Below are 21,878 nucleotides of genomic sequence, written 5' to 3'. Positions count from 1 at the left end.
AATGCGATTCTTTTATTTCTCCTTAATGACAAATTAAGGCGACAATTACTTGGTTTCTTTCCCCTTCTTCCCCCACTTAATCTTCATCTTCCCATTATCATCAACAGCCAATAAATGCAGCACAATACCACGTTCTCGAACAGCGTCGCGTTCGGCTTTGCTGGCGAGTTTGGCGTCGTTTTTTGAATTTCTTAATGGAATTGTCAAGGCGAGATTAGTGCCGCGTCCGAAAGAATAAATTCCGTCAACATCGATGTTTAGTACGCTGGAACTTATCGTTAAATTATTCACGTCGATTTGTTCTCCGCGCATATTTAAATGACCGGACAAATCGCTGAATGTGATATTTTCTACATCACGAAGCGGAAAGGCAAATTTGCCAATTTTCATTATAGGTTCAAAGTTTAGCAAAGCGCCCTGATTAACCGTAAAATCAAGTTTTCCGTGCATGGAATTGGTTATTAATTCTCCATGACTATTGATAAATCCGCTTACGTTTGCGTTGCTGGTCAATCTTCCTTTTATATTATTGGGATTAAAAGATGTGATTCCGAAATTGTTGAACGATCTCAAAAAACTTGCGATATCAACCCGGTTTACCTGTGCGCTTGAACTAAAAGCATAATTTTTTCCGCTGGGAACAACTTCACTGCTAAAAGTGATGTTTCCGCCTGAAGTTTGAAGCGAACCATTTTTTATTACCAATTTTGAGTTAAGCATTTCCACTCTTGCTCTTGTATTAGTCGCAGTCAGTTTGTTATAATTGATTTTATCTGCTTTAATGTCAATAACCACAATACATTTATCGATTACGTTTCGTAGATGATTCGAAATCGTTGTTCTTTTATTATTTTTTACTGAAGCCTTCTTTTTTTGTGAAGACGCCAAAACACCCAGAAATTGTTTGAGATCAATATTAGGACAATAAATATTCCAGTTGACGACCATTTTTTCGGGTGCATCATAATAAAGGTTCAGGAAATTATCGATTTTACCGTCGATCAAAATGGTGTTCTTTTTGTGTTTGTAAGCAATTTGTTTGATGAATAAAGCTTTTTCGGTAAAATCAAGATGAATGTTGGTTTTTACAGCCTGAATATTTTTCGGGATATATTGAAACGAAGCATTGTCGACATCAACTTTTCCAATAAATCTTGGTTTGTTGATGTACAGGTCGACGATATCAAACTGAAATTTAAGGTTGGCTCTGGCATGACCTTCGGTAAAATGAATCCATTTTTCACTGCTGACTTCGTTAAGCCTTTCAATATCAAAATCAGAACTGACGATTCCGGTTGCAATTGGTTTTTCGAGATTGCTGATTACAACTTGTGGAATGGTTAACGGAATATTTTCATATTCTCCCGAAAATCGCGTTAAAATAACAGCCGAATTAGGGTCGTTAAATCCCTCTTTTGGTTTAAAATTATTGGTAAAAATCCCTCTGAAACTGCATTTTTCAATTTGTCCGTCGGGAATTGTGAGTTCGTTATTTTTACAAACGGCCTGAACGACAATTTTAGGATCGTCATGAACATTTAAATCGCCTTTCAGATCGCAGTTTACGTCAATTGGTTTCTTCAAATCAAACCGATTCAATTTCGAACTAATATTTCCGGATAATAAATTAGAAGCATTACTCCATAAAATACGGGTATTGATATTTATTCCGAAAAGAGAATTGGTCTTGCCAACATTAAAATACGCTGCAATAGTAAATAAATCAGAACCAATTTTTAGGTTATTAGTCGACACATCAATTTTTTGTTTGTCGGTATGATAAGAAACAGCCAGCGTTCCTTTAAGTTCTTTTTGTTTGGCAAAACTTCCGTGAACGGTATTAAAAGCAAGACTGTTTATTTGAGTATCAATAAATAAATCAGTACTCCAGTCGTCTCCATTGTAATCGACTTTTGATTTTAAAGTGTGAACATCAAAATCAAATAATTTATTTCCGAGTTGATTGTCAATAATGACATGAACATCGCTGAGGTCTATTTCGTCGATTGTGGTTTCGGGTTTTGAATTGTTTTCAGGAGATTTTTTCTTCTTTGTTTTAAAAATATCCGAATTTGTGTAACCGTCTTTGGTTTTATAAATATAAATATCGGCGTCGTTAATCAGGATTTTATGAATGTTGACTTCATTTCGCAGTAAACTCCAGACATTTAAACGTGCTTCAATTTCCTGTGCTTTTAGCAAAGTATGATGATGCGTATTCCATTTATGGTCTTTGAGTTCGACATCTTTTAAGGCGAGGGTAAAATTTGGGAAACCGGTTAAAAATTTATACTGAAAATCGCCAATATGAAATGAACCGTTAATATTCTCATTAATCCTGGTATTGATTTTGGCAATAATTTCAGTTTTATTCTTATTGAAATAAACCGATAATCCTCCATAGGCCAATAAAAGCAATCCCACAAGTACCAAAATAAAAATACCGAAACGTCTGGCATATTTTTTAAAATGGACCGACTGGAAAAATAGCTTTATTTTGAGTAAAATTTCCTTCATTATTATAGGTTTTCAATATCATTAAAGATAAGAATAAAAAACGAATCGGCTTTACATCAGGGTTATGGCTTGTAAATAAAGCACATGTGAATAGTATAATAATTGACGATGCATTTATAATCAAAACTAATTTGGGAATGGTGTATGATTTGTTTTTAATTTTTAACTTTGTATCTCAGTTTGAAAGTATTTAAAAAAGTCTCCCGGGACAAAAACTGAGAATAACTTTAAAGAAAAATAATTATGGCATTAGCAATAACAGATGCTACTTTTGACGAAGTAGTTTTAAAATCAGATAAACCAGTAATGGTAGATTTTTGGGCAGCATGGTGCGGTCCATGTAGAATGGTTGGTCCAATCATTGACCAATTGAGTGAAGAATATGCAGGAAAAGTTGTGGTTGGTAAAGTAGATGTTGATGCTAACCAGGAATTTGCTGCTAAATATGGTGTGCGTAACATACCAACTGTTTTGGTTTTCCAAAATGGTGAAGTAGTAGGTAAACAAGTAGGAGTTGCTCCGAAACAAGCCTACGCTGACAGCTTAGACGCTTTGTTGTAATCGCAAGATTATAATTTATATAAAAAAGGCCTGATTATTTCAGGCCTTTTTTATACTGATATTTTGCCAAAGATTAAAAATCATTTTAATCCCTTTAATCTTTGGCAAACCTTTAAGTAAAGATTAGAAAATAATCGTAAAAGTAGTTCCTAAATCTGGTTTGGAACATACTTCTATTTTGCAATTAATTGCCGCTGCCAGATCTCTAATCAAATGCAGCCCTAATCCGGATTTGATTCCGATTACTTCTGAATCGTTGTAAAGTGCTTTGAATTTTTCCTTATTTCCTCCCGCGCCATTATCGGTTATAGAAAGAAATGTCTGGTTCTTTTCTTGCCATGCTTTCCAGATTATTTTTGGATTTTCTCTTTTTTCAAGTGCTTTTATGGCATTTCCGGTTAAATTTCGGATAATGGTTTTTAGATAATTTTCATCTGTATTTAAAATGATATCTTCAGGATTTTCAAATGAAATGGAAATGTTTTCGATGCTTGAAAAATGTTTCTGTGTGTCTGAAAAGACAGATTCTACCTGAATTTCTTTAAAACGGGGTTTAAAGTTTTCCATCTGTCCTTTGCTCCAAAGCAGAATATCTTCCATAGAGGACAACAAATTTTCTGCTCCCGAAATTATTTTAGTCTGCATTCTCGCGGCGGTTTCTTCGTCCATCAATTCCGGATTCTCTTTTTGAAGATGTAAAAAGTGAATTAGATTTGAAATCGGGCTTCTTAAATCATGATTTAAAATACTAAAAAATCTCGCCTTTATTTTATTGGCTTCATCCAGTTCCTGATTTAAAACCTGCAGTTTCTGATTGGTTTTTTTTCTGTTTTGATTTTGCCTGAATAATAATAATCCGATAATTCCAACTAATGCTAAACCTGAGATTAAATAAATACGCTGCTTTTTAGCTTCCTCAATCTGAATGTTTTTAATTGTGTTTTGGGTAGAAAGATTTTTAATTTTCTGCTGTTTGGTTTTGTTTTGATAACGCGCTTCGGCATTGGCAATACTTTGTTTTGCCGATTCGTTCATCATCTCGTCGTTGTACTTGCTGTAAATTTCGTTGTAATAAAAAGCTTCTTTCCAAAAACCCAGTGCGGCGTAACTTTGGGAGAGTTTTTTATTTATGGTAACAAAGAATTCCTTGTCGTAATTTAAGGCGTTTACAGAGGCTTTTTTTAGTGTTTCAATAGCGTTTTTATAGTCCTTTTTTTCATATAAAACCCTTCCCATTACGGTGTTGGCTTCCATGAGAATTTCTTCATCCGTAGATTTTTGTCCAAATGAGACAGCTTTTTTGGCATACTGGTAAGCAGTATTTGTCTGCCCGCGGTCTGCATAAAATTTAGACATACTTTGATTGGCAAAACTTAAATTAAGAAACAGAGAATCTTTTACAGTTGGATAAGTGTATATAAGCTTGTAATATTTTTTTACACTGTCTGGTTTTTTTTGTGCAGCAAAACACTGCATGTAATAATTACAGGAAAAAGCACTTATGTAAGGAGAAGTTTTTATATAAGGCCGTGCTTCATTCAGGTATTCAATTGCTTTTTCAAATTGTTTCATTTTAACGTAAGCACTTGCAATCTGACAATAAGATACGCCAATATTTTCTGTATTTGCAACACTTTTTACAAGCTGCTTTTTATAATTGATCGCCTTTAATTGGTAACCAATAAAATTTTCATATTCAGAATAATCGAGATAATATTCGCCTAAGCTTCCGTTTAAAACCGCTTGCGTATAAGTGTTTTTTGTAGTATCCAGTACTTTTTTTATATACGCTATTAATTGTTTTCTTTTTGAAATTTCATTCAGTGCATAGTAAGTATAATTCAGGCGCATTAAAGACGAAGTTTCATTTTTAAGATGCCTGGCTTTTTGAGCGTATTTTAAAGCAAGTTCATAATTGGCTGCAGCTTTCTTACTTTGATTGTTGTTGAATTCGTAAGCATTTCCTTTTAAGAAATAAAACCTTGATTTATAAGCAAGATGATCCCCGGAAAGTTCAATGCCTTTTTGTGCAGCGACAAGCAGTTTAGGATAATCCTCTAAATCTAAAATCTCATTTGTATATTTTAGCCATGCCTTAAGTTTTTCGTTTCTTGTTTTAAATCTTGCTACATTAGGTTCCTGCTGCGCAAAAACAGAAATGCTGATAAAAAACAAAAACAAAAAACCGGCTTTTTTCATCTAAATCAGGTTTAAGTTTTCTTTGTAACTCCTTCCAACCGGAATAGTGACATTATTGTTTAAGATAATTTCCGTAGAATTCATTTTCTGGATAAACTGTTTTTGGACCGCAAAACTTCTGTGAATTCTAATAAAAGACTGAAAATGATCTTCTTTTAAAAGATTTCCAATACTCGACAAAACACAGTGTCTTTTTTTGTCAGTAATAATAAGAGTATAATCTTTTAAAGCTTCAAGATATAAAATTTCATGAAGCTTTACTTTAGTCTGATCGTGGCCTTCTTTAATATAAATTGTATCTCCGCCAATACTCGCTTCAAACAGAGACGCTTTAAGTTTGATTTCCATAAACTCTTCAATTCGGTTTACGGTTTGGGTAAAACGATCCAGTTTTAAAGGCTTAACAATAAAATCAAGTGTTTCTATCTGAAAACTTTCAACCGCATGTTCAGGGTGTGCGGTAATAAAAACACAAACCGGAATTTCCAAAGCCTGCTTTCTAAATTCGATACCGTTTAGATCGGGCATATCAATATCCAAAAATAAAATGTCAACTTTTTTTTCTTCGATAAACGGAAGCGCATCTTCTGCAGAATCAAAAACACCCAAAATGTCCAGAATCGGAAATTTTTTAGCAAAAGACAATACAGTAAGCCTGTCAATTTCGTCGTCGTCAATAATAATACAAGAGTATTTTTTCATCATCAAACTATATTTTGTGTCGTCTGTCTATTTAAAATGTTGTTTGTCTATTCGTTGTTTTTGTCCAGATTTTATTAGCGCAAATTTGTCTCGTAATTAATTCATGAGCTGAAAATAACTATCCCTGACAGCCCTTTGATTTTTACAAAAATAATGTTATTGAATTAAATAAGAACGATTTGACCAATTTAAAACTAAAATTATTATGAAATTTTCTAAAACTCTTTTTTCACTTTTTTTACTGGCAATTTTTACAATTTCATGCAGTGGTGATGACGGAACAAACGGAGTAGACGGCGCACCGGGGGCAGTTGGGACAGCAAATGTTATTTATAGTGCCTGGATTACAGCACCGGCGGCAGCGGCCGAAACTATCGACGGGACTTCAGGACTATCTACTACGATTAATGCACCGGAATTATCTTCGGATATTTTATCTAAAGGAACAATATTAGTTTATATGTCTTTCGGAGGAGGTATTTATACACTTCCTTATACATCAACAGCCGGAGGATATATTAACACAATTACTGCAATCGCCAGTTTACAAAAAATTAAACTTTTCAGATTTAAGCATGCCGCAGACGGAACTACGGTAAACCTTCCGGTAACTCTTAGCTGGCGTTATATTTTAATTCCGGGAGGAGTTTCTGCAACAGCAAAAGCAGCAAAATTAGATTATTCTAAAATGAGCTACGAAGAAGTTTGCGCACGTTTCAATATTCAGCCGTAATCTTCTAACGAATACTAACCATCAAATAATAAACAATTTAAAAATAGATATTATGAAAACTTTTAAAATATTTTTTGCCATTGTATCAGCATCAATTTTAAGCGTATCGTGCAGCAGCGATGATGATAAAGATAATACACCGGCTTTTGAAACAGAAAACCCGCTTGCCGCTTATTATACTCAAACCGGATTTACGACATCGAGCAATTTTATAAACTCTGGAGATTATGAATTTGGTTTGGCATTTACTCCAACTGTAAAAGGAAATATAAAAGCAATTACATTAAAACTTCCAGGAACAAATCCGGCTGTTCGTATAACAATTTGGGATTATGCAACAAAAGCGGTATTGCGTTCTGAAACTGTAAATATTGCAGCAGCAGATGTTCAGGTAACTAAAGAAATTAGTGCTTTGGCTCTGGAAAAAGATAAAAAATACATGATTACAATGAATTCTAATGACTGGTATAAAAAAAGCAAAGCGGATAATAGTAACGTAACGTATCCAATTACAGCCGGAAATATCACATTTAATGAATACAGATGGGTCAGCGGAACATCACAAACTTTCCCAACCAATGTTTCTGCAAATTACAATGCAGGAGATTTAAGTTTTGATTTTCAACAAACTGAATAATTTTATTTTTGGATAGTTTAATTAGTGAGTTTGTAAAAAGGTTTGGCAGTCGTCAAACCTTTTTTTATCAAACAGGCCAGACAGGTTTTGAAAAATCTGTCTGGCCTAATTTTATAATGGCTTTTTAAAACGTTGGTTTTTTCCTATTTTTAACAAATCTTATATTGCTTTAAAAATGAAAATTTCACACACTTTTCTTTGTTTTATTCTATTGGTTTTAAATGGCTTTTCTCAGTCAAAAGAAAAAGAAAGTGCCTTTTTAGAAAACGGTGTTTCAGAGCAGCTGGCCCAATTTCGTAAAAAACAAGTATCAAATATAGAATATGATTTGTCTTTTGAAATTCCGGATCAGAAACAAGAAAACATCAATTCTCATTTGAATTTAAACCTGACGTTGTCTGATGCAAGCCGGCCTTTACTTTTGGATTTTAAAGAAAAAACTTCGAACCTGCAAACAATTGAAGTAAATGGAAAAAGCATTCCCGTTGTTTACGAAAAAGGACATATTATAATTGCTGATTCTGCTTTGCTTTCAGGAAAAAATACCATTTCGATTTCTTTCATCGCAGGCAATTTATCATTAAACCGGAACGACGATTTTCTATACACACTTTTGGTGCCGGATCGCGCGAGTACTTTATTTCCATGCTTTGATCAGCCGGATTTAAAAGCAGTTTATAAACTTCATCTTTCTGCGCCAAAAGAATGGACGGTTTTGGCTGGGGCCGATGTTAAATCGAAAGCTGAAAAAGGAGATTTTGCAGTTTATACTTTTGAAGAATCAGATAAAATGAGCACTTATTTGTTTTCATTTGTTGCCGGAAAATTCAAAAGCATAACTCAAAAACCAGGCTTAGAAATGACGATGTTATATCGTGAAAATAATGCAGAAAAAATAAAAGCAAGCACTGACACAATTTTTAATCTGCACCAGCAGTCGTTAGATTTTTTAGAAAAATATACCCATTATAAATTTCCGTTCCAAAAACTTGATTTTGCTTCAATTCCGGTTTTTCAATATGGCGGAATGGAACATGTTGGTGCTATTCAATATCGGGAATCGACGTTGTTTCTCGACAACAGCGCAACCGACAGCGAAAGATTAAACCGTGCTAAACTTATCGCACACGAAACTTCGCATATGTGGTTTGGGGATTTGGTAACTATGAAATGGTTTGACGATGTTTGGATGAAAGAAGTTTTTGCCAATTTCATGGCTGATAAAATCATGAATCCGATTTTTCCAAAGGTCAATCATAATCTTCAGTTTTTTACCGCACATTATCCAAGCGCTTACGCAGAAGACCGGTCTCTGGGGACACATCCTATAAAACAGCATTTGTCAAATTTAAAAGATGCCGGATCACTTTATGGTGCTATTATTTACAATAAAGCTCCAATTATGATGCGTCAGCTTGAAGCTTCGATGGGTGCAGCCGCTTTTCAGAAAGGGATCGAAAAATACATTAAAAAATACGCCGGGAGCAATGCCGACTGGAATAATCTTGTAGATATTCTGGATGCTGAAACTCCGCTTGATTTGAAAAAATGGAGCGAAGTCTGGGTCAATAAATCAGGAAGGGCCATTTTTACAGATAAAATAGAATATGATTCTGAAGGCCAAATCAAAAAGTTTGAAATTCAGCAAAAGGCAGAAGATAAATCTGATAATATCTGGCCTCAGGTTTTTCAGGTTGGTTTAGTGTATGATGAGGAAGTAAAAGTTTTAAATGTCAATATTAAAGACAAAAACGTTATTGTGAAGGAAGCTGCAGGACTAGAAAAACCGCTTACAATTATTTATAATTATAATGGTTTTGGATACGGTGTTTTTCCGCTTGACGGAAACAATTTAGATTATATTTCTACCTTAAAAGATGAAGCGGCAAGAGCATCGGCTTACAGCAATCTTTACGAAAATATGCTAATAGGCAATATTGCTGCGAATGAAGCTTTTAATTATTATTTAAGAGGAATAGAATTTGAAGAAAATGAATTGGTTCTGCGAATTGTTTCTAATAATCTAAATACGATTTACTGGAGATTTTTAACCCCAAAACAACAAGACAGAGTTCAAAATTTATTAGGTTATACTTTGTATTCACGCCTGCAGACAAATTCATCTGCTAATATCAAAAAGACTTTATTTGGTTTGTTTAGTTCTGTTGCGTATTCTTCTTCGGCGAAAGCCAGATTATATCAAATTTGGAATAAAGAAATCGTGATTCCGGGGTTAAAATTAAACGAAGACGATTTTACCAATATGGCCATGAATCTTGCGATTTTTAAACACGAGAAAGCAGATGAAATTCTCGAGAAAACCAGAACAACGATTACAAATCCGGATAAGCAGAAAAGGTTTGAATTCCTGCTTCCGTCATTATCAAAAGACGAATTAGTACGTAATGCTTTTATGGAATCTTTAAAAGAGGACAAAAACCGTGAAAAAGAATCTTGGGTTGAGGTTGGCCTGGCCAATATTCATCATCCGCTTCGTCAGGAAAGTGCTCAAAAATATATTAGATTTTCATTAGATTTGGTTGATGAAATCCAGCAGACAGGCGATATTTTCTTTCCAAAAGACTGGCTGGATAATACTGTTGGAAAATATTCATCTAAATTTGCTTTTGATGAAGTACAGCAATTCTTAAAAGAAAACCCTAATTTTAGTCCTGTTTTAAAAAGGAAATTATTTCAGGCAGCAGATTTGCTTTATAAAGCACAAAATATTAAAAAAGAAACCGAATGAAAATCGAATCGGAAATAGAGAAAGTTTCAAGTTTTCAGCATCTCGAAATGCTGGCCAATCAGGTTGTGGAAGGTTTCATATCCGGAATGCATAAAAGCCCTTTTCATGGATTTTCGGCCGAATTTGCTGAACATAAAGTGTATAATGCCGGCGAAAGCACCAAACATATTGACTGGAAATTATTTGCCAAAACGGATCGTTTGTACACGAAACGTTTTGAGGAAGAAACAAATTTGCGCTGTCATCTTATTGTCGACAATTCGTCTTCAATGCATTATCCGGAATTAAAATCGAATCAGCCATTTTATGAAAAGAAAATTGGTTTTGCGGTTTTGGCTTCGGCAGTTTTAATGAATATTTTAAAAAAACAGCGCGATGCCGTTGGTTTAAGCGTTTTCTCTGATAAATATGAATATTATGCTCCCGAAAAAGGAAGCGACCGCCATCACAGAATGCTTTTGAACAAACTGGAAGAATTATTACAGCAGCCAAAGGTTAAAAAAACAACCGATACAATTACCTATTTACATCAAATAGCAGAAAAAATGCATCGCCGTTCGATGATTATCTTGTTTACAGATATGTTTCAGACTGAAGATGATGAAAAGCTTTTTAATGCTTTACAGCATTTAAAACACAACAAGCATAAAGTAGTGTTGTTTCATGTGGTTGACAATGAAACGGAATTGAAATTTGATTTTGACAACGCACCAAGAAAATTTATCGACTTAGAATCTGGAGAAGAAGTATCGATTTTTGCTGATAATGTTAAAACAGAATATGAAAAAAGGGTAGAAGCTTACTTTAAAAACCTGGCGTTAACCTGTGCTAAAAACCAAATTAAGTACGTTCCGGTGAATGTTGGCGACAATTTTGAAAAAATATTGACTACATATTTGGTTGAAAAACAAAACTTTGGGTAAATATTCGAAAAAATATTTCACTTTTTTTATAAAAACACTTGCAGAAATGAAATTCTGTTATATCTTTGCAACCGCAATAACGCAGAGGTTTGGTAGTTCAGTTGGTTAGAATACATGCCTGTCACGCATGGGGTCGCGGGTTCGAGTCCCGTCCAGACCGCAATATTGGGAGAAGCCTTTCTTAACAGAAAGGCTTTTTTGCCCAAATACGGTATCTAAGATTAGTTGTGTTGTTTTGCTACGACTTTGTAACTCGTAGCTGGTTTAGTAGTTAGACCAATGAAAAGCTTTCCACTTTTGTGGATGGCTTTTTTGATTTAAGACTACTTGGTTTTTATTAAACAAAGGTTTTTTACCGCAAAGCACGCAAGAGATTTACATCAGGGTTCGCAAAGTTTTATATGACTTTGCGAACCTTTTTGTTTAAAAAGAAAGAAAGTTCTTGTTTTTTGGTTTTTATGTACGATTTTAAAATATTGGAATTTAGCCGATTAAAAATTTATCAATTTTAATTCATAAAAAGCCTTGCAGAATCCAAGTTCTATTGTATTTTTGCACTCACAATACAAGCAGGGTTTGGTAGTTCAGTTGGTTAGAATACATGCCTGTCACGCATGGGGTCGCGGGTTCGAGTCCCGTCCAGACCGCTTAGTTTTTTTAAAAATGCCTTTCTAGACGGAAAGGCATTTTTTTTTGTTTGTTTATATCCTAACGTTTTTTTTATGTTTTACGTTTATATTATTTATTCAAAGACTTTTTTTTTTACTTCACTGTGCCGAATCTGCAAGAGCCTTAAAAAAGAAATCATCTAAACATCTGCTAAAATCTTTTAAATCTGCGTGAAACAAAATCCTTCTACTCCTGTAATCTGTGGCTAAAAAAATGAAGACTCTGCGTCTTCGTGTCTTTGCCAGCAAATTACCTGTCCAATAAATAATTTTAGCGAACTTTGCGTAAAACTTTGCGCTTAAAAAATCGAATGGAACAATCAACTTTTAAAGTAGACAAATATTACATCGAGAAAGTAGATGTCGATAAAAAAAGCATTTACTGTCATCATAATATTATGGGTGAATTACTTGTTCCAAAACACAAACACAAAAAAGCACAAATGCTCTATGCAGAAGGCGATGTGGTTTTTGTGACAACTGAAACGAAATCTTACTTTTTGCCTGCAAGGCATTTTATTTGGATTCCTGCCGGATTAGAGCACAGCATTGAACCCAAATCAGAACATGTGATGATGCGAAATCTCTATTTTCCTGTTGAAGACGGCGAAGATGAATTTTATAAAAAAGAAGGTATTTATCCCGTAAATAATCTTCTGCTTCAAATGATGCTTTTTACCAATCGCTGGAACGGACATCTTGAAGAAGGAACGCCTAATTTTACTATTGCGAAAGCCATAAAAGCCATTTTACCACAAATTTGTCCAACTAATCTTCCGTTGGAATTACCGCAGCCAAAAGACAAACGTTTGGGTAAAATCTTGCGTCATGTCGAGAATAATCTGGGTGAAACCATTTTATTTTCAAACGTGGCGCATGAATTTGGTTATAGCGAAAGATCGTTAGCGCGTTTATTTCAAAAAGACCTTAAAATGTCATTCATTCAATATTATACCATCCGCAGAATTTTAAAAGCCATCGAACTTTTATTAGAAAGAAAATTATCAGTAAAAGAAATTGCGCTGGAAGTGGGCTATAATAGCGTTCCGACATTCAGTAATACTTTTTTTAAAATTCTGAGCCAGCGTCCTTCTGATTACTTTAATAGAGAAGAGATTTTGGAACAGACTAAGTAGATTTTATTTCAAGGATTTAATTCGATTTTTTTCTTTTGTTAGAACATTAATTTTTTCTCTCGCAGATTTTGGAGATTGAGCAGATAAACTATTAAAAAAAATCTGCCAGATCTGCTAAATCTGCGAGAGCATAAAAGAATTCTAAAATTATTGGTCTAAATCATTGAAAATCTGCGTGAAACTAAATCTCTAATCCAGTTTTCAATCTTTTGCAAATCAATGTTTTAATACAACGTTTTCGGAAACTGGAATTTTAACATTTGTCTGAAATGGATATGTTCTTGGCTTTTTATAATTATCAGTCACGGAAAAAATGAAGGAACTTTGCAGCATCAAATATTAATGTATTCATGTTCCTTAAAACAACAAATTCTAAAGAAGATTGTTTTCTCCAAAGCCTGCTGTTATTTTTAATTTTCATAACATTTAATAGTTTACAGGCGCAGGAAGTTCATACGGTTTCGTTACAGGAAGCGATGAAGCTTGCGAAAGAAAACAATAAAAAAGTCCTAAGATCTCAATTGGAGATTACGCTTTCAGAGCAAAACATCAAAGAAAGAAAAGAACTCAGACTGCCGGACGTACAACTTAACGGCATGTACTCCAGAATTACCAACATTACCGAATTTAAAGGAAACGGTTTTCTGAACGGAAAAGAAGTGACCAAAGCAATTCCGGAAATCTACGAAGTGAATTCGACTTTTAAAATGCCAATTTACGAGGGAAACAAAATCAACAACGCGATTAAAATTGCGAATGATGAAAACGAAATTGCCAAAATAAAATCGGAGAAAACAGAAAATGATATTGAACTGGAAGTCGCAGCGAACTATCTGTCGATTTATAAAATGATGGAACTTCAAAAGATATTCGAAGAAAACATCAAAGAAGAAAAAAGCAGATTGAAAGAAGTGCAATCGCTGCAGAAACATGGAACGGTAACTAAAAATGAAGTTATTCGTGCCGAATTGCAACTCTCAGATCGTGAATTGAATGCGTTAACAAACTCCAAAAACATTAAAATCGCACTTCACGATCTGAAGACGTTGATTCAGATTCCGGAAAACGAAGAAATTGCTATTGACACAACTTCCAATCTTGATGAAATGAACGGTTTGGATCCGTATGATTTTTATCTGAACAAAGCTTTGCAAAACGAAGAAATGCGAATCGCAAGTCAGGAATTGCAAATCAGTAAAACCGAATTAAAATTGCTAAAAGGCAATTATCTGCCAAGCGTTGGTTTCTTCGGGAATTACGGATTCTATTATCCGAACTATAAATTTTTTCCGCCAAATCCGTATTTGTACACTTTAGGTCAGGTAGGAATCGAGGCTCGTTTTGATCTTTCGGCTTTGTACAAAAACAAAACAAAAGTTGCGCAGGCCAATGCCAAAATCGAATGGCAGCAAATGCAGTCTGAAATCGTAAAAGACGAAGTTCAGGACAAGCTTTATAAAGATCATACGCAGTATCAGGAAATTCTTGAAAAGTTTGTAGTTGTTGACAAAGCCTTGGATTTAGCCGAAGAAAACTACCGAATCGTAAAGCTGAAATACCTAAACCAATTAGTTTTAATTACCGAAATGGTCGATGCTGACAATGCTTTGCTTCAGGCGAAATATAATAAAATTTCTACACGATTAGATGCGATTTTAAAACATTACGAATTGCTGCATACGGCGGGAATGCTTTCCCAGAGTTAGAAGTTAAAAGAAAATAGAAAATAGAGTAAAGAATATAGAATATAGATTTTCAGTTCCGGAGGAACGATCCATATTGTAGCGCCGGATTTTAATGCGGGAAAGAAAAGATATAGATTTTCAGTTCTGAAGGAACGATCCATATTGTAGCGCCGGATTTTAATCCGGGTAAGAAAAAATATAGATTTTCAGTTCCGGAGGAACGATTCATATTGTAGTGCCGGATTTTAATCTGGGGAAGAAAAGGTATATTCGGGATTATCCGGTGGAAAATAGATTAAAAGATATAAAGTTTATGGTTAAGATTAAGAATGAAACTCAGAGAAACAAAACGTTTCATATTATAATAACAATTATTGCCAGTGTTTTGGTAATCAGCGGAGTCATTTTAGGGATTTGGTTTTACGTTTTTAACCGAAACCACGAAGAAACCAATGACGCTCAGGTGGAACAATATGTAACGCCAATTATGTCGAGAATTACGGGTTATGTGCAGGAAGTTCGTTTTAACGAAAATCAGTTTGTGCACAAAGGAGATACTTTGGTCGTGATTGATAACAGAGAATATCAGTCGAAACTGAATGTGGCGCTGGCCGATGTTCAAAATGCGAAACAAAACAGTGTGGTCGCCGAGAAAAATGCCATAAATACGGCAAGTGCAACGGCAATTAACGAGGCACAATTAGAAGCTGCAAAATCCAATCTTTGGAAAACCAAATTAGAATTCGAGCGTTACAAAGCTTTGGTGAAAGAAGAAGCGGCTACTTCGCAGCAATTAGAAAAAGTAAAAGCCGATTACGAAACGGCGCAGGCACATTTTCAGGAAATGAAAAGCAGAATTCACTCTTCCTCTTTAAGTACTTCTGTTGCCGAAGCAAATGTTCCGACAACACAAACAAATATTGCATCGAAACAAGCTGCTGCCGATAATGCGGCTTTATTTCTTTCTTACACGATAATCACAGCGCCTTACGACGGCTGGGTTGGAAAAAAAACTTTACAGCCCGGACAAATGGTAAAAGAAGGGCAGTCTTTGCTTTCTATCGTGAGTAAAGAAAAATGGATTACAGCCAATTTTAAAGAAACGCAACTACAATATTTAACCGTTGGTCAGGAAGTGGAAATTAAAGCCGATGCGATAAACGATAAAACATTTATTGGAACAATCGCTTCATTATCGCCTGCGAGTGGTGCGAGATTTTCATTGCTTCCTCCGGATAATGCAACAGGAAACTTCGTGAAAATTGAACAAAGAATTCCAGTTCGAATTCAGCTGAAAGACAACGACCAGCAAACCGATTTTTTAAGAGCAGGAATGAACATTACGGTTGTTGCTGCACACAAATAAAATGGAAGATAAAAGTATATTTAAATCCTGGGTACCGCGATGGGCGATCATTATTATTTTGTTCGTTTGTCTGCTGCATTCCATGATTTTATTGGGAGTTTATACTTCGAATGTAACTTACGCAGCAAGTTTTCTGGATATTGAACCCGAAGATCTGCAGTTTGCGATGTGTGTTACGTACGGAACTTTACTCGCCACAATTTTAATAGAAAGCCGATTTTCGAGCTTTTTCCCTGCCAAAAATTACCTGATGGCGGTTTATTCCCTTATCGGAATTACGATTATTTCCTCGGCCTATATTACCAATTTTCCGGTTTTTTTATTGATGAGAGTTGCAGAAGGAATCCTGATGGCGCTTCCGGTAATTACGATTAGACAATTGTTGATAGAGCAGTTCAATTCTAAAAATGCCATTATTATTGGTTTTTCATTCTATTACGGATCACTGTTGTTGTCAACACCGTTTATTATGAATATTGCCGTTTGGTTTCTTGATCATTACGACTGGAAATATATGTTGTATGTTTCGGGCGGATTGCAGGTTTTAAACGTCTTTTTAATCTTAGTTACTTTTCGTGGGCACCGAATTACGAAGAAGATTCCGTTGTATCAAATCGACTGGATGAGTTATTTTTTGGTTTTGATTTCTATTCTTTGCGGTGCCTATTTTTTTGTGTACGCCGAAAAAAAATATTGGTTCGAATCTTCAGAAATGGTTTTAATGTTGATGATTTCGCTCATAACCGGAGGTTTATTTATTTTTAAAGAACGTTTGGTAAAACGACCAAGTTTCAATTTTGAAGTCTTAAAATATGCCAATCTTAGAATTGGATTTTTATTGTTTTTTTTATTTTACATCAGCCGTGCCACATTGAGTTTGTGTCACGGGGCGATGTATTCGATTTGGAATTGGGATCCGTCGCGTGTGGCGGGCGTGCAGTATATTAACGGATTAGGAAATGTAATAGGGCTAATTTTAGCCGCTTTTTTTCTGATGAAATCCGTTTCCACCAAAATCATTTTCATGATTGGTTTTACGTTGATTGCGATTTTTCATTTTTGGTTTACGTTTTTATTTGTTCCCGATGTAGCACTGAGCGATATTATCATTCCGTATATTTTGCAGGGAATCGGTGTTGGGTTTTTATTTGTTCCGCTCATCTTATTTACCACATCATCTGTTCCGGCAAATATGGCGGTTTCTTCTGGAATTGTTGGGGTTTCAGGACGTTTTTGGGGAAGCACAATTGGTTTTTGCGTGATGCAGAATGCAATGGTATTTCTCAATAAAAAACACTTTTTAAAGTTAAGCCAATTTGTAACCGGAGAAAATCCCGAAGCACAGCAAAATATCGCCGCAGCCGCACAAAGTTTTATCGCAAAAGGATATTCTGCAGATAATGCGAATACTTTAGCCTTAAAAAAGGTTTTCGGTACAATTACGAAACAATCAACTTTACTGGCTGATATGGAAATTTACACCATTGTAGGCTACGGACTTGTGGTTTTGATTATTCTAATTGCATTAAATCAGCATTTGAGACAAACGATGACTTTGGTAAAAAGTAAAATTTGGATCGGATAAAATTTTGTTTCAGGTTTAAAGTTTCAAGTTCAAAGTTATTCCGTGTAGTTTGTTATTTCGACGAAGGAGAAATCTCCGCAAGTAACTCCGCAAAGTAAGGCCAATCTTTGTAGAGCTTCTCACGGAGATTTCTCCTTCGTCGAAATGACAAAAAATGAGAACAAAACTTTGCGTCTTTGCGACTTTGCGAGATTCAAAAAATCCTTTTAATCTTATTAATCTGTGGCAAAAAGAAAATTAAACTTTGCGGTAACCAACACTTATCAGTACCTTGCAAACTGTAAAACAACAAAATAATTATGAGCCAAAAATGTGTAATTTTTGATATGGACGGCGTAATCTGCCACACCAATCCGCATCATGTAGTCGCTTTTGAAGAATTTTTCGATAAATATAAAATTCCGTACACCAATGAAGAATTTGAAGAACATATGTACGGAAAACACAATAGTTATATCATGACACATTTTTTCAAACGTCCGATAGAAGGAGAAGAATTATCCAGACTCGAAGACGAAAAAGAAGGAATGTTCCGTGAGATTTATAAAGACAAAGTGGAAACGATTCCGCACTATTTGAGATTTCTGGATGAACTAAAATTCCACGGATTTAAAACGGCCGTTGCCACTTCGGCGCCGAGAGCAAATCTCGATTTGATTGCCAATTTTCTGAAACTCGACCAAAAAATGGATTCGATGATGTCAAGCGAAGACGTAACAATGCATAAACCAAATCCGGAAGTTTACCTGAAATCGGCAGAACGTGTTGGCGTTTCTCCGTCGGATTGTGTGGTTTTCGAAGATTCTTTCTCGGGAGTTACAGCGGGATTAAATGCCGGAATGAAAGTCGTTGGCGTTTTGAGTACGCATACTAAAGAACAATTGCCTCCATGTGATTTTTATATCAATGATTACAGCGAAGTCAATGTTGATAAGGTTATTGAAATATTAGGGAAATAAAATTCGAATTTTTTATCCCGAAGCTTCTGGACCAAATTCCAAATCGATACGAGAAACCTTTGTTAAAATTTTAAACTTTGACAAAGGTTTTTTTTGTATAAAGCAACCCCAAAGTTTGTCATTTCGACGAAGGAGAAATCTTCGCAAGTAGCTCCGTTTTAATAGGCTAATCTTTGTGGAGTTTCTCGCGAAGATTTCTCCTTCGTCGAAATGACAAAACTAGATGAATTGCCTCCTGCTTTAGCTGGAGGTTTTTTTATGGTCTTGAAGGAAAATAGCTTTAGCCGAAAATTAAAGTTCTATTTCAAAGGAAAATTCAATAACTCTTTAGGCTCAACATCCAAAGCATTGGCAATTTTTACAAGAGTTTTTATCCCAGTATTTACTTTCGCAACTTCTAATCTTGCTATTTGAGATTTGGTAATATTACAGTCGTCCGCTAAGCCTTGTTGGGATAAGCCTTTCTTTTCACGTAATTGCCTAACGTGAATACCAAGATTTACAAGAAAAGTTTCTTCTGAAATATTCATATTTCAAAAGTGGAAAGATTTATTTTGTTCATGTAGGCTAATTCGCCTACAAATTATTATATTTGCATCAAATAAAAAATAAGACAATGGCTACAAATAATCTTTCGAAAGAAACCGAAAAAAAGCTTTTAAACTTTTTCAATGAAGTAATCGATCCTAAAGATTTGGTTAAAGCCATAAGGCAGTTAAACTATATTATTGCAATAAGCATTGTAGCAGAAGATGAATTTGGAACAACCTATTCTCAGAGTGAGAATTTAGAAAAAGGTTTTAACTGGTTAAATGAACTGGCAGAAATTCTCCTCCCTTATTTGGAAGTTAAATAATTAAATATGTTTTAAAAACAGCTCATTTCGACGAAAGGAGAAATTAAGCAAACCGACAAATTTGAGATTGTCTTTTCAGTTTTTTCATTATGTGTACCTGGTCGTAATGCTTAAATCTTCTTTCGTCCAGGTGAATGAAAAAGAGAATATTGATTTTTAGTTTAAAAATATAGCCAATGGTTTCAATCATTGGAACGCATTGATTATGGATTTTGTATGTGTCCACGTGGTTGAAACCACGGGTTATGTTTGAGAAACAGTTTTTTAAAAATAGATAATGTCAACTCAAAGTTTGTCATTTCAAGGAACGAGAAATCTTAGCGAGAAATTCGGCAAAGATTGGATTATCGTTGTAGAGCTACTTGCGAAGATTTCTCGTTCCTTGAAATGACAAGATTGTGGCTAAATATTGGGTGATTTTGCTGAGGTTAAGCTCACTTATAAGAAATTCTTAATTCCATTTCATTTTCTTTTACGAATTTTAAGAAGATTATTAAATCGACGATGCTATTAGTATTCCAGTCGGTTTTTTGCTTCTCATTCATTCTTTGAAGAGTTATTAAGAAATTATCAATCGACCAATCTAAATCATTTTCATTGATTAAAAGATCAATATCATCCCAGCGCCAGCCTTCACATTCGTTGTAATCTTTGATGAATTTTGGTAAGTAAGTAGGGTTTAAATGGTTTGTTAGTTCACATATTAAGAAAAAAAAGAAGCCATCCCACATGCTGAAAAAGTAAATTCCATTTTCACCTTGTTTTAGTGTGATTTCACTTAAAGCTCCATCTGGATTTTTTTGAATGTTTCTTCGAAAAGGGATGTTTTTAGGATTAGTATAAAACCTGATTTCCGGCTCACCTAAAAAATCTGAATAATAATCTAATTTTAAGTCTTTGATTTTCATTGTGATTATGTGATTAGGATATATGAATCAAATATATGTAAAACAAAAAAGCTTCTGAAAAATCTTCAGAAGCTCTTTTTGGTGCGGATAATAGGACTCGAACCTACACGCCTTGCGGCACCAGATCCTAAGTCTGGCATGTCTACCAATTTCACCATATCCGCGTAATTGTGGGTGCAAAGATAAGCATACTTTCGAATATTCAAAGAAAATTTTCAAAAAAATTATTAATTCTCTTTTTTGTACATTTGAATTTCTATAAAAATAATTTAAATGGAAAATATTAAGTCCTACGTTCAACAACATAAAGATCGGTTTATCAATGAATTGATCGAATTATTAAAGATTCCGTCGGTTAGCGCCGACACTGCATATTCACAAGATGTTATTGATACAGCAGACGCTGTAAAAGAAAGTTTATCAAAAGCAGGATGCGATTTAGTCGAAATTTGCGACACTCCGGGTTACCCAATTATTTACGGAGAAAAAATAATCGACCCAAATCTTCCAACAGTTTTAGTTTACGGACACTACGATGTTCAGCCGCCGGATCCGTTAGAATTATGGACTTCACCACCATTTGAACCCGTTATAAAAACTACAGATATTCACCCAGAAGGCGCAATTTTTGCACGTGGTGCCTGCGACGACAAAGGCCAGATGTACATGCACGTAAAAGCACTGGAATATATGGTGCAGAATAATGAACTTCCGTGCAACGTAAAATTCATGATCGAAGGAGAAGAAGAAGTAGGTTCTGCAAGTTTAGCCTGGTTCGTAGAGCGTAATCAGGAAAAACTAAAAAACGACGTAATCCTGATTTCAGATACCGGAATGATTTCTAACCAACAACCGTCGATTACGACAGGTTTACGTGGTTTAAGTTATGTTGAGGTAGAAGTTACGGGACCAAACCGCGATTTGCATTCTGGTTTATACGGTGGGGCAGTTGCGAACCCAATTAATATTCTGGCAAAAATGATTGCTTCACTTCACGACGAAAACAATCATATTACAATTCCGGGATTCTACGATAAAGTTCAGGAATTATCTGCAGAAGAAAGAGCCGAAATGGCAAAAGCACCTTTCAGTTTAGAAAAATATAAAAACGCCTTAAACATCGCCGATGTGTATGGCGAAAAAGGATATGTAACCAACGAAAGAAACTCAATCCGTCCAACATTAGACGTAAACGGAATCTGGGGCGGTTACACCGGAGAAGGTGCTAAAACCGTTATCGCGAGTAAAGCTTTTGCGAAAATCTCAATGCGTTTGGTTCCAAATCAGGAATGGGAAGAAATTACAGAATTGTTCACAAAACATTTCACAAGCATTGCTCCTGCCGGAGTAACGGTAAAAGTAACGCCTCACCACGGCGGACAGGGTTATGTTACGCCAATTGACAGTATTGGATATCAGGCGGCAAACAAAGCATATACTGAAACTTTTGGTGTTCCGGCAATTCCGGTTCGTTCCGGAGGAAGTATTCCAATTGTGGCTTTGTTTGAAAAAGAATTAAAAAGCAAAACCATTTTAATGGGATTTGGATTAGACAGCGATGCAATTCACTCGCCAAACGAGCATTTCGGAATTTTCAATTACCTGAAAGGTATTGAGACAATTCCTTTGTTTTACAAGTATTTTGTCGAGCTTTCTAAATCATTTTAGATTTTCACTTTGTCAAAAGTTCTAAA

The 21,878-nt window shown here is 35.0% G+C and carries 16 protein-coding genes, 3 tRNA genes and 1 pseudogene; 14 read left to right on the top strand and 6 right to left on the bottom strand.

The genetic code is table 11. The features are described from left to right. Positions 1-45: 45 nt before the first annotated feature. The gene (locus ASE21_RS05295) at positions 46-2,517 is read right to left on the bottom strand and encodes an AsmA-like C-terminal region-containing protein (protein ID WP_057121526.1); all 2,472 of its coding nucleotides are present in this window, start codon (positions 2,515-2,517) and stop codon (positions 46-48) included. A gap of 243 nt (positions 2,518-2,760) precedes the next feature. Here ASE21_RS05295 and trxA point away from each other — a divergent pair, with 243 nt between their 5' ends. Continuing rightward, positions 2,761-3,078, top strand: a complete 318-nt coding sequence (gene trxA / locus ASE21_RS05290) for a thioredoxin (protein ID WP_008466289.1) — start codon at positions 2,761-2,763, stop codon at positions 3,076-3,078. A 123-nt stretch (positions 3,079-3,201) separates the two neighbouring features. Here trxA and ASE21_RS05285 read toward each other — a convergent pair whose 3' ends face one another. Further along, positions 3,202-5,277 (bottom strand): ATP-binding protein, encoded by a 2,076-nt coding sequence (locus ASE21_RS05285; protein WP_057121525.1) that lies wholly within the window; start codon positions 5,275-5,277, stop codon positions 3,202-3,204. After that, a complete protein-coding gene (locus ASE21_RS05280; RefSeq protein ID WP_082603439.1) occupies positions 5,278-5,982 on the bottom strand; it encodes a LytR/AlgR family response regulator transcription factor in 705 nt (234 codons plus the stop codon). 202 nt (positions 5,983-6,184) lie between these two features. On the opposite strand from ASE21_RS05280, the gene ASE21_RS05275 reads away from it, so the two are divergent. From ASE21_RS05275 to ASE21_RS05220, 11 genes and pseudogenes are all read left to right on the top strand, one after another. Continuing rightward, complete coding sequence (locus ASE21_RS05275) at positions 6,185-6,712, top strand: hypothetical protein (RefSeq protein WP_057121523.1); 528 nt, start codon at positions 6,185-6,187, stop codon at positions 6,710-6,712. A gap of 52 nt (positions 6,713-6,764) precedes the next feature. Further along, positions 6,765-7,349: a DUF4082 domain-containing protein gene (locus ASE21_RS05270; RefSeq protein WP_057121522.1), complete on the top strand. Its 585-nt coding sequence runs from the start codon at positions 6,765-6,767 to the stop codon at positions 7,347-7,349. Between the two features lie 175 nt (positions 7,350-7,524). Continuing rightward, positions 7,525-10,098 (top strand): M1 family metallopeptidase, encoded by a 2,574-nt coding sequence (locus ASE21_RS05265; RefSeq protein ID WP_057121521.1) that lies wholly within the window; start codon positions 7,525-7,527, stop codon positions 10,096-10,098. Further along, positions 10,095-11,021, top strand: coding sequence for a DUF58 domain-containing protein (locus ASE21_RS05260; RefSeq protein ID WP_057121520.1), 927 nt, complete (start codon positions 10,095-10,097; stop codon positions 11,019-11,021). Before ASE21_RS05265 ends, ASE21_RS05260 begins: the two co-directional genes overlap by 4 nt. Positions 11,022-11,107: 86 nt before the next feature. Beyond that, positions 11,108-11,181: transfer RNA gene (locus tag ASE21_RS05255), tRNA-Asp, on the top strand. A gap of 413 nt (positions 11,182-11,594) precedes the next feature. Then, positions 11,595-11,668 (top strand) — tRNA-Asp (locus ASE21_RS05250). A gap of 332 nt (positions 11,669-12,000) precedes the next feature. Further along, complete coding sequence (locus ASE21_RS05240; RefSeq protein WP_057121518.1) at positions 12,001-12,825, top strand: AraC family transcriptional regulator; 825 nt, start codon at positions 12,001-12,003, stop codon at positions 12,823-12,825. Positions 12,826-13,175: 350 nt separating this feature from the next. Next, entirely contained in the window at positions 13,176-14,531 is a 1,356-nt protein-coding gene (locus tag ASE21_RS05235) for a TolC family protein (protein ID WP_057121517.1), read from the top strand. 292 nt (positions 14,532-14,823) lie between these two features. Further along, positions 14,824-15,876, top strand: a complete 1,053-nt coding sequence (locus ASE21_RS05230) for an HlyD family secretion protein (RefSeq protein WP_057122337.1) — start codon at positions 14,824-14,826, stop codon at positions 15,874-15,876. Between the two features lies 1 nt (position 15,877). Next, positions 15,878-17,461 carry an MFS transporter gene (locus ASE21_RS05225; RefSeq protein WP_057122336.1) on the top strand — a complete coding sequence of 528 codons (1,584 nt, stop codon included), beginning with the start codon at positions 15,878-15,880 and terminating at the stop codon, positions 17,459-17,461. A gap of 299 nt (positions 17,462-17,760) precedes the next feature. Beyond that, a pseudogene (locus ASE21_RS05220) lies at positions 17,761-18,288 on the top strand (HAD family hydrolase); the annotation flags it as partial. A 431-nt stretch (positions 18,289-18,719) separates the two neighbouring features. Here the strand turns inward: ASE21_RS05220 and ASE21_RS05215 are convergent. Further along, the gene (locus ASE21_RS05215) at positions 18,720-18,950 is read right to left on the bottom strand and encodes a helix-turn-helix domain-containing protein (RefSeq protein WP_057121515.1); all 231 of its coding nucleotides are present in this window, start codon (positions 18,948-18,950) and stop codon (positions 18,720-18,722) included. A gap of 86 nt (positions 18,951-19,036) precedes the next feature. Here ASE21_RS05215 and ASE21_RS05210 point away from each other — a divergent pair, with 86 nt between their 5' ends. Next, a complete protein-coding gene (locus tag ASE21_RS05210) occupies positions 19,037-19,276 on the top strand; it encodes a hypothetical protein (protein ID WP_057121514.1) in 240 nt (79 codons plus the stop codon). 434 nt (positions 19,277-19,710) lie between these two features. On the opposite strand, the gene ASE21_RS05205 is transcribed toward ASE21_RS05210, so the two are convergent. Both ASE21_RS05205 and ASE21_RS05200 read right to left on the bottom strand, forming a co-directional pair. Beyond that, positions 19,711-20,184, bottom strand: coding sequence for a hypothetical protein (locus ASE21_RS05205; protein ID WP_057121513.1), 474 nt, complete (start codon positions 20,182-20,184; stop codon positions 19,711-19,713). A 79-nt stretch (positions 20,185-20,263) separates the two neighbouring features. Next, a tRNA-Leu gene (locus ASE21_RS05200) sits at positions 20,264-20,348 on the bottom strand. A gap of 109 nt (positions 20,349-20,457) precedes the next feature. Between ASE21_RS05200 and ASE21_RS05195 the strand changes: the two genes are divergently transcribed. Beyond that, entirely contained in the window at positions 20,458-21,852 is a 1,395-nt protein-coding gene (locus ASE21_RS05195) for a dipeptidase (RefSeq protein ID WP_057121512.1), read from the top strand. The last annotated feature ends 26 nt before the right edge of the window (positions 21,853-21,878 follow it).

This window comes from Flavobacterium sp. Root901 (assembly GCF_001429765.1).
GTDB lineage: Bacteria > Bacteroidota > Bacteroidia > Flavobacteriales > Flavobacteriaceae > Flavobacterium.
The sequence above is the reverse complement of the archived record's forward strand: the minus strand, read 5'-3'. Positions and strand labels throughout refer to the sequence as shown.

Coding starts and splice junctions, on each gene's coding strand:
- ASE21_RS05295 (WP_057121526.1), bottom strand. CDS start 2,517: ATGAAGGAAATTTTACTCAAAATAAAGCTATTTTTCCAGTCGGTCCAT.
- trxA (WP_008466289.1), top strand. CDS start 2,761: ATGGCATTAGCAATAACAGATGCTACTTTTGACGAAGTAGTTTTAAAA.
- ASE21_RS05285 (WP_057121525.1), bottom strand. CDS start 5,277: ATGAAAAAAGCCGGTTTTTTGTTTTTGTTTTTTATCAGCATTTCTGTT.
- ASE21_RS05280 (WP_082603439.1), bottom strand. CDS start 5,982: ATGATGAAAAAATACTCTTGTATTATTATTGACGACGACGAAATTGAC.
- ASE21_RS05275 (WP_057121523.1), top strand. CDS start 6,185: ATGAAATTTTCTAAAACTCTTTTTTCACTTTTTTTACTGGCAATTTTT.
- ASE21_RS05270 (WP_057121522.1), top strand. CDS start 6,765: ATGAAAACTTTTAAAATATTTTTTGCCATTGTATCAGCATCAATTTTA.
- ASE21_RS05265 (WP_057121521.1), top strand. CDS start 7,525: ATGAAAATTTCACACACTTTTCTTTGTTTTATTCTATTGGTTTTAAAT.
- ASE21_RS05260 (WP_057121520.1), top strand. CDS start 10,095: ATGAAAATCGAATCGGAAATAGAGAAAGTTTCAAGTTTTCAGCATCTC.
- ASE21_RS05240 (WP_057121518.1), top strand. CDS start 12,001: ATGGAACAATCAACTTTTAAAGTAGACAAATATTACATCGAGAAAGTA.
- ASE21_RS05235 (WP_057121517.1), top strand. CDS start 13,176: ATGTTCCTTAAAACAACAAATTCTAAAGAAGATTGTTTTCTCCAAAGC.
- ASE21_RS05230 (WP_057122337.1), top strand. CDS start 14,824: ATGGTTAAGATTAAGAATGAAACTCAGAGAAACAAAACGTTTCATATT.
- ASE21_RS05225 (WP_057122336.1), top strand. CDS start 15,878: ATGGAAGATAAAAGTATATTTAAATCCTGGGTACCGCGATGGGCGATC.
- ASE21_RS05215 (WP_057121515.1), bottom strand. CDS start 18,950: ATGAATATTTCAGAAGAAACTTTTCTTGTAAATCTTGGTATTCACGTT.
- ASE21_RS05210 (WP_057121514.1), top strand. CDS start 19,037: ATGGCTACAAATAATCTTTCGAAAGAAACCGAAAAAAAGCTTTTAAAC.
- ASE21_RS05205 (WP_057121513.1), bottom strand. CDS start 20,184: ATGAAAATCAAAGACTTAAAATTAGATTATTATTCAGATTTTTTAGGT.
- ASE21_RS05195 (WP_057121512.1), top strand. CDS start 20,458: ATGGAAAATATTAAGTCCTACGTTCAACAACATAAAGATCGGTTTATC.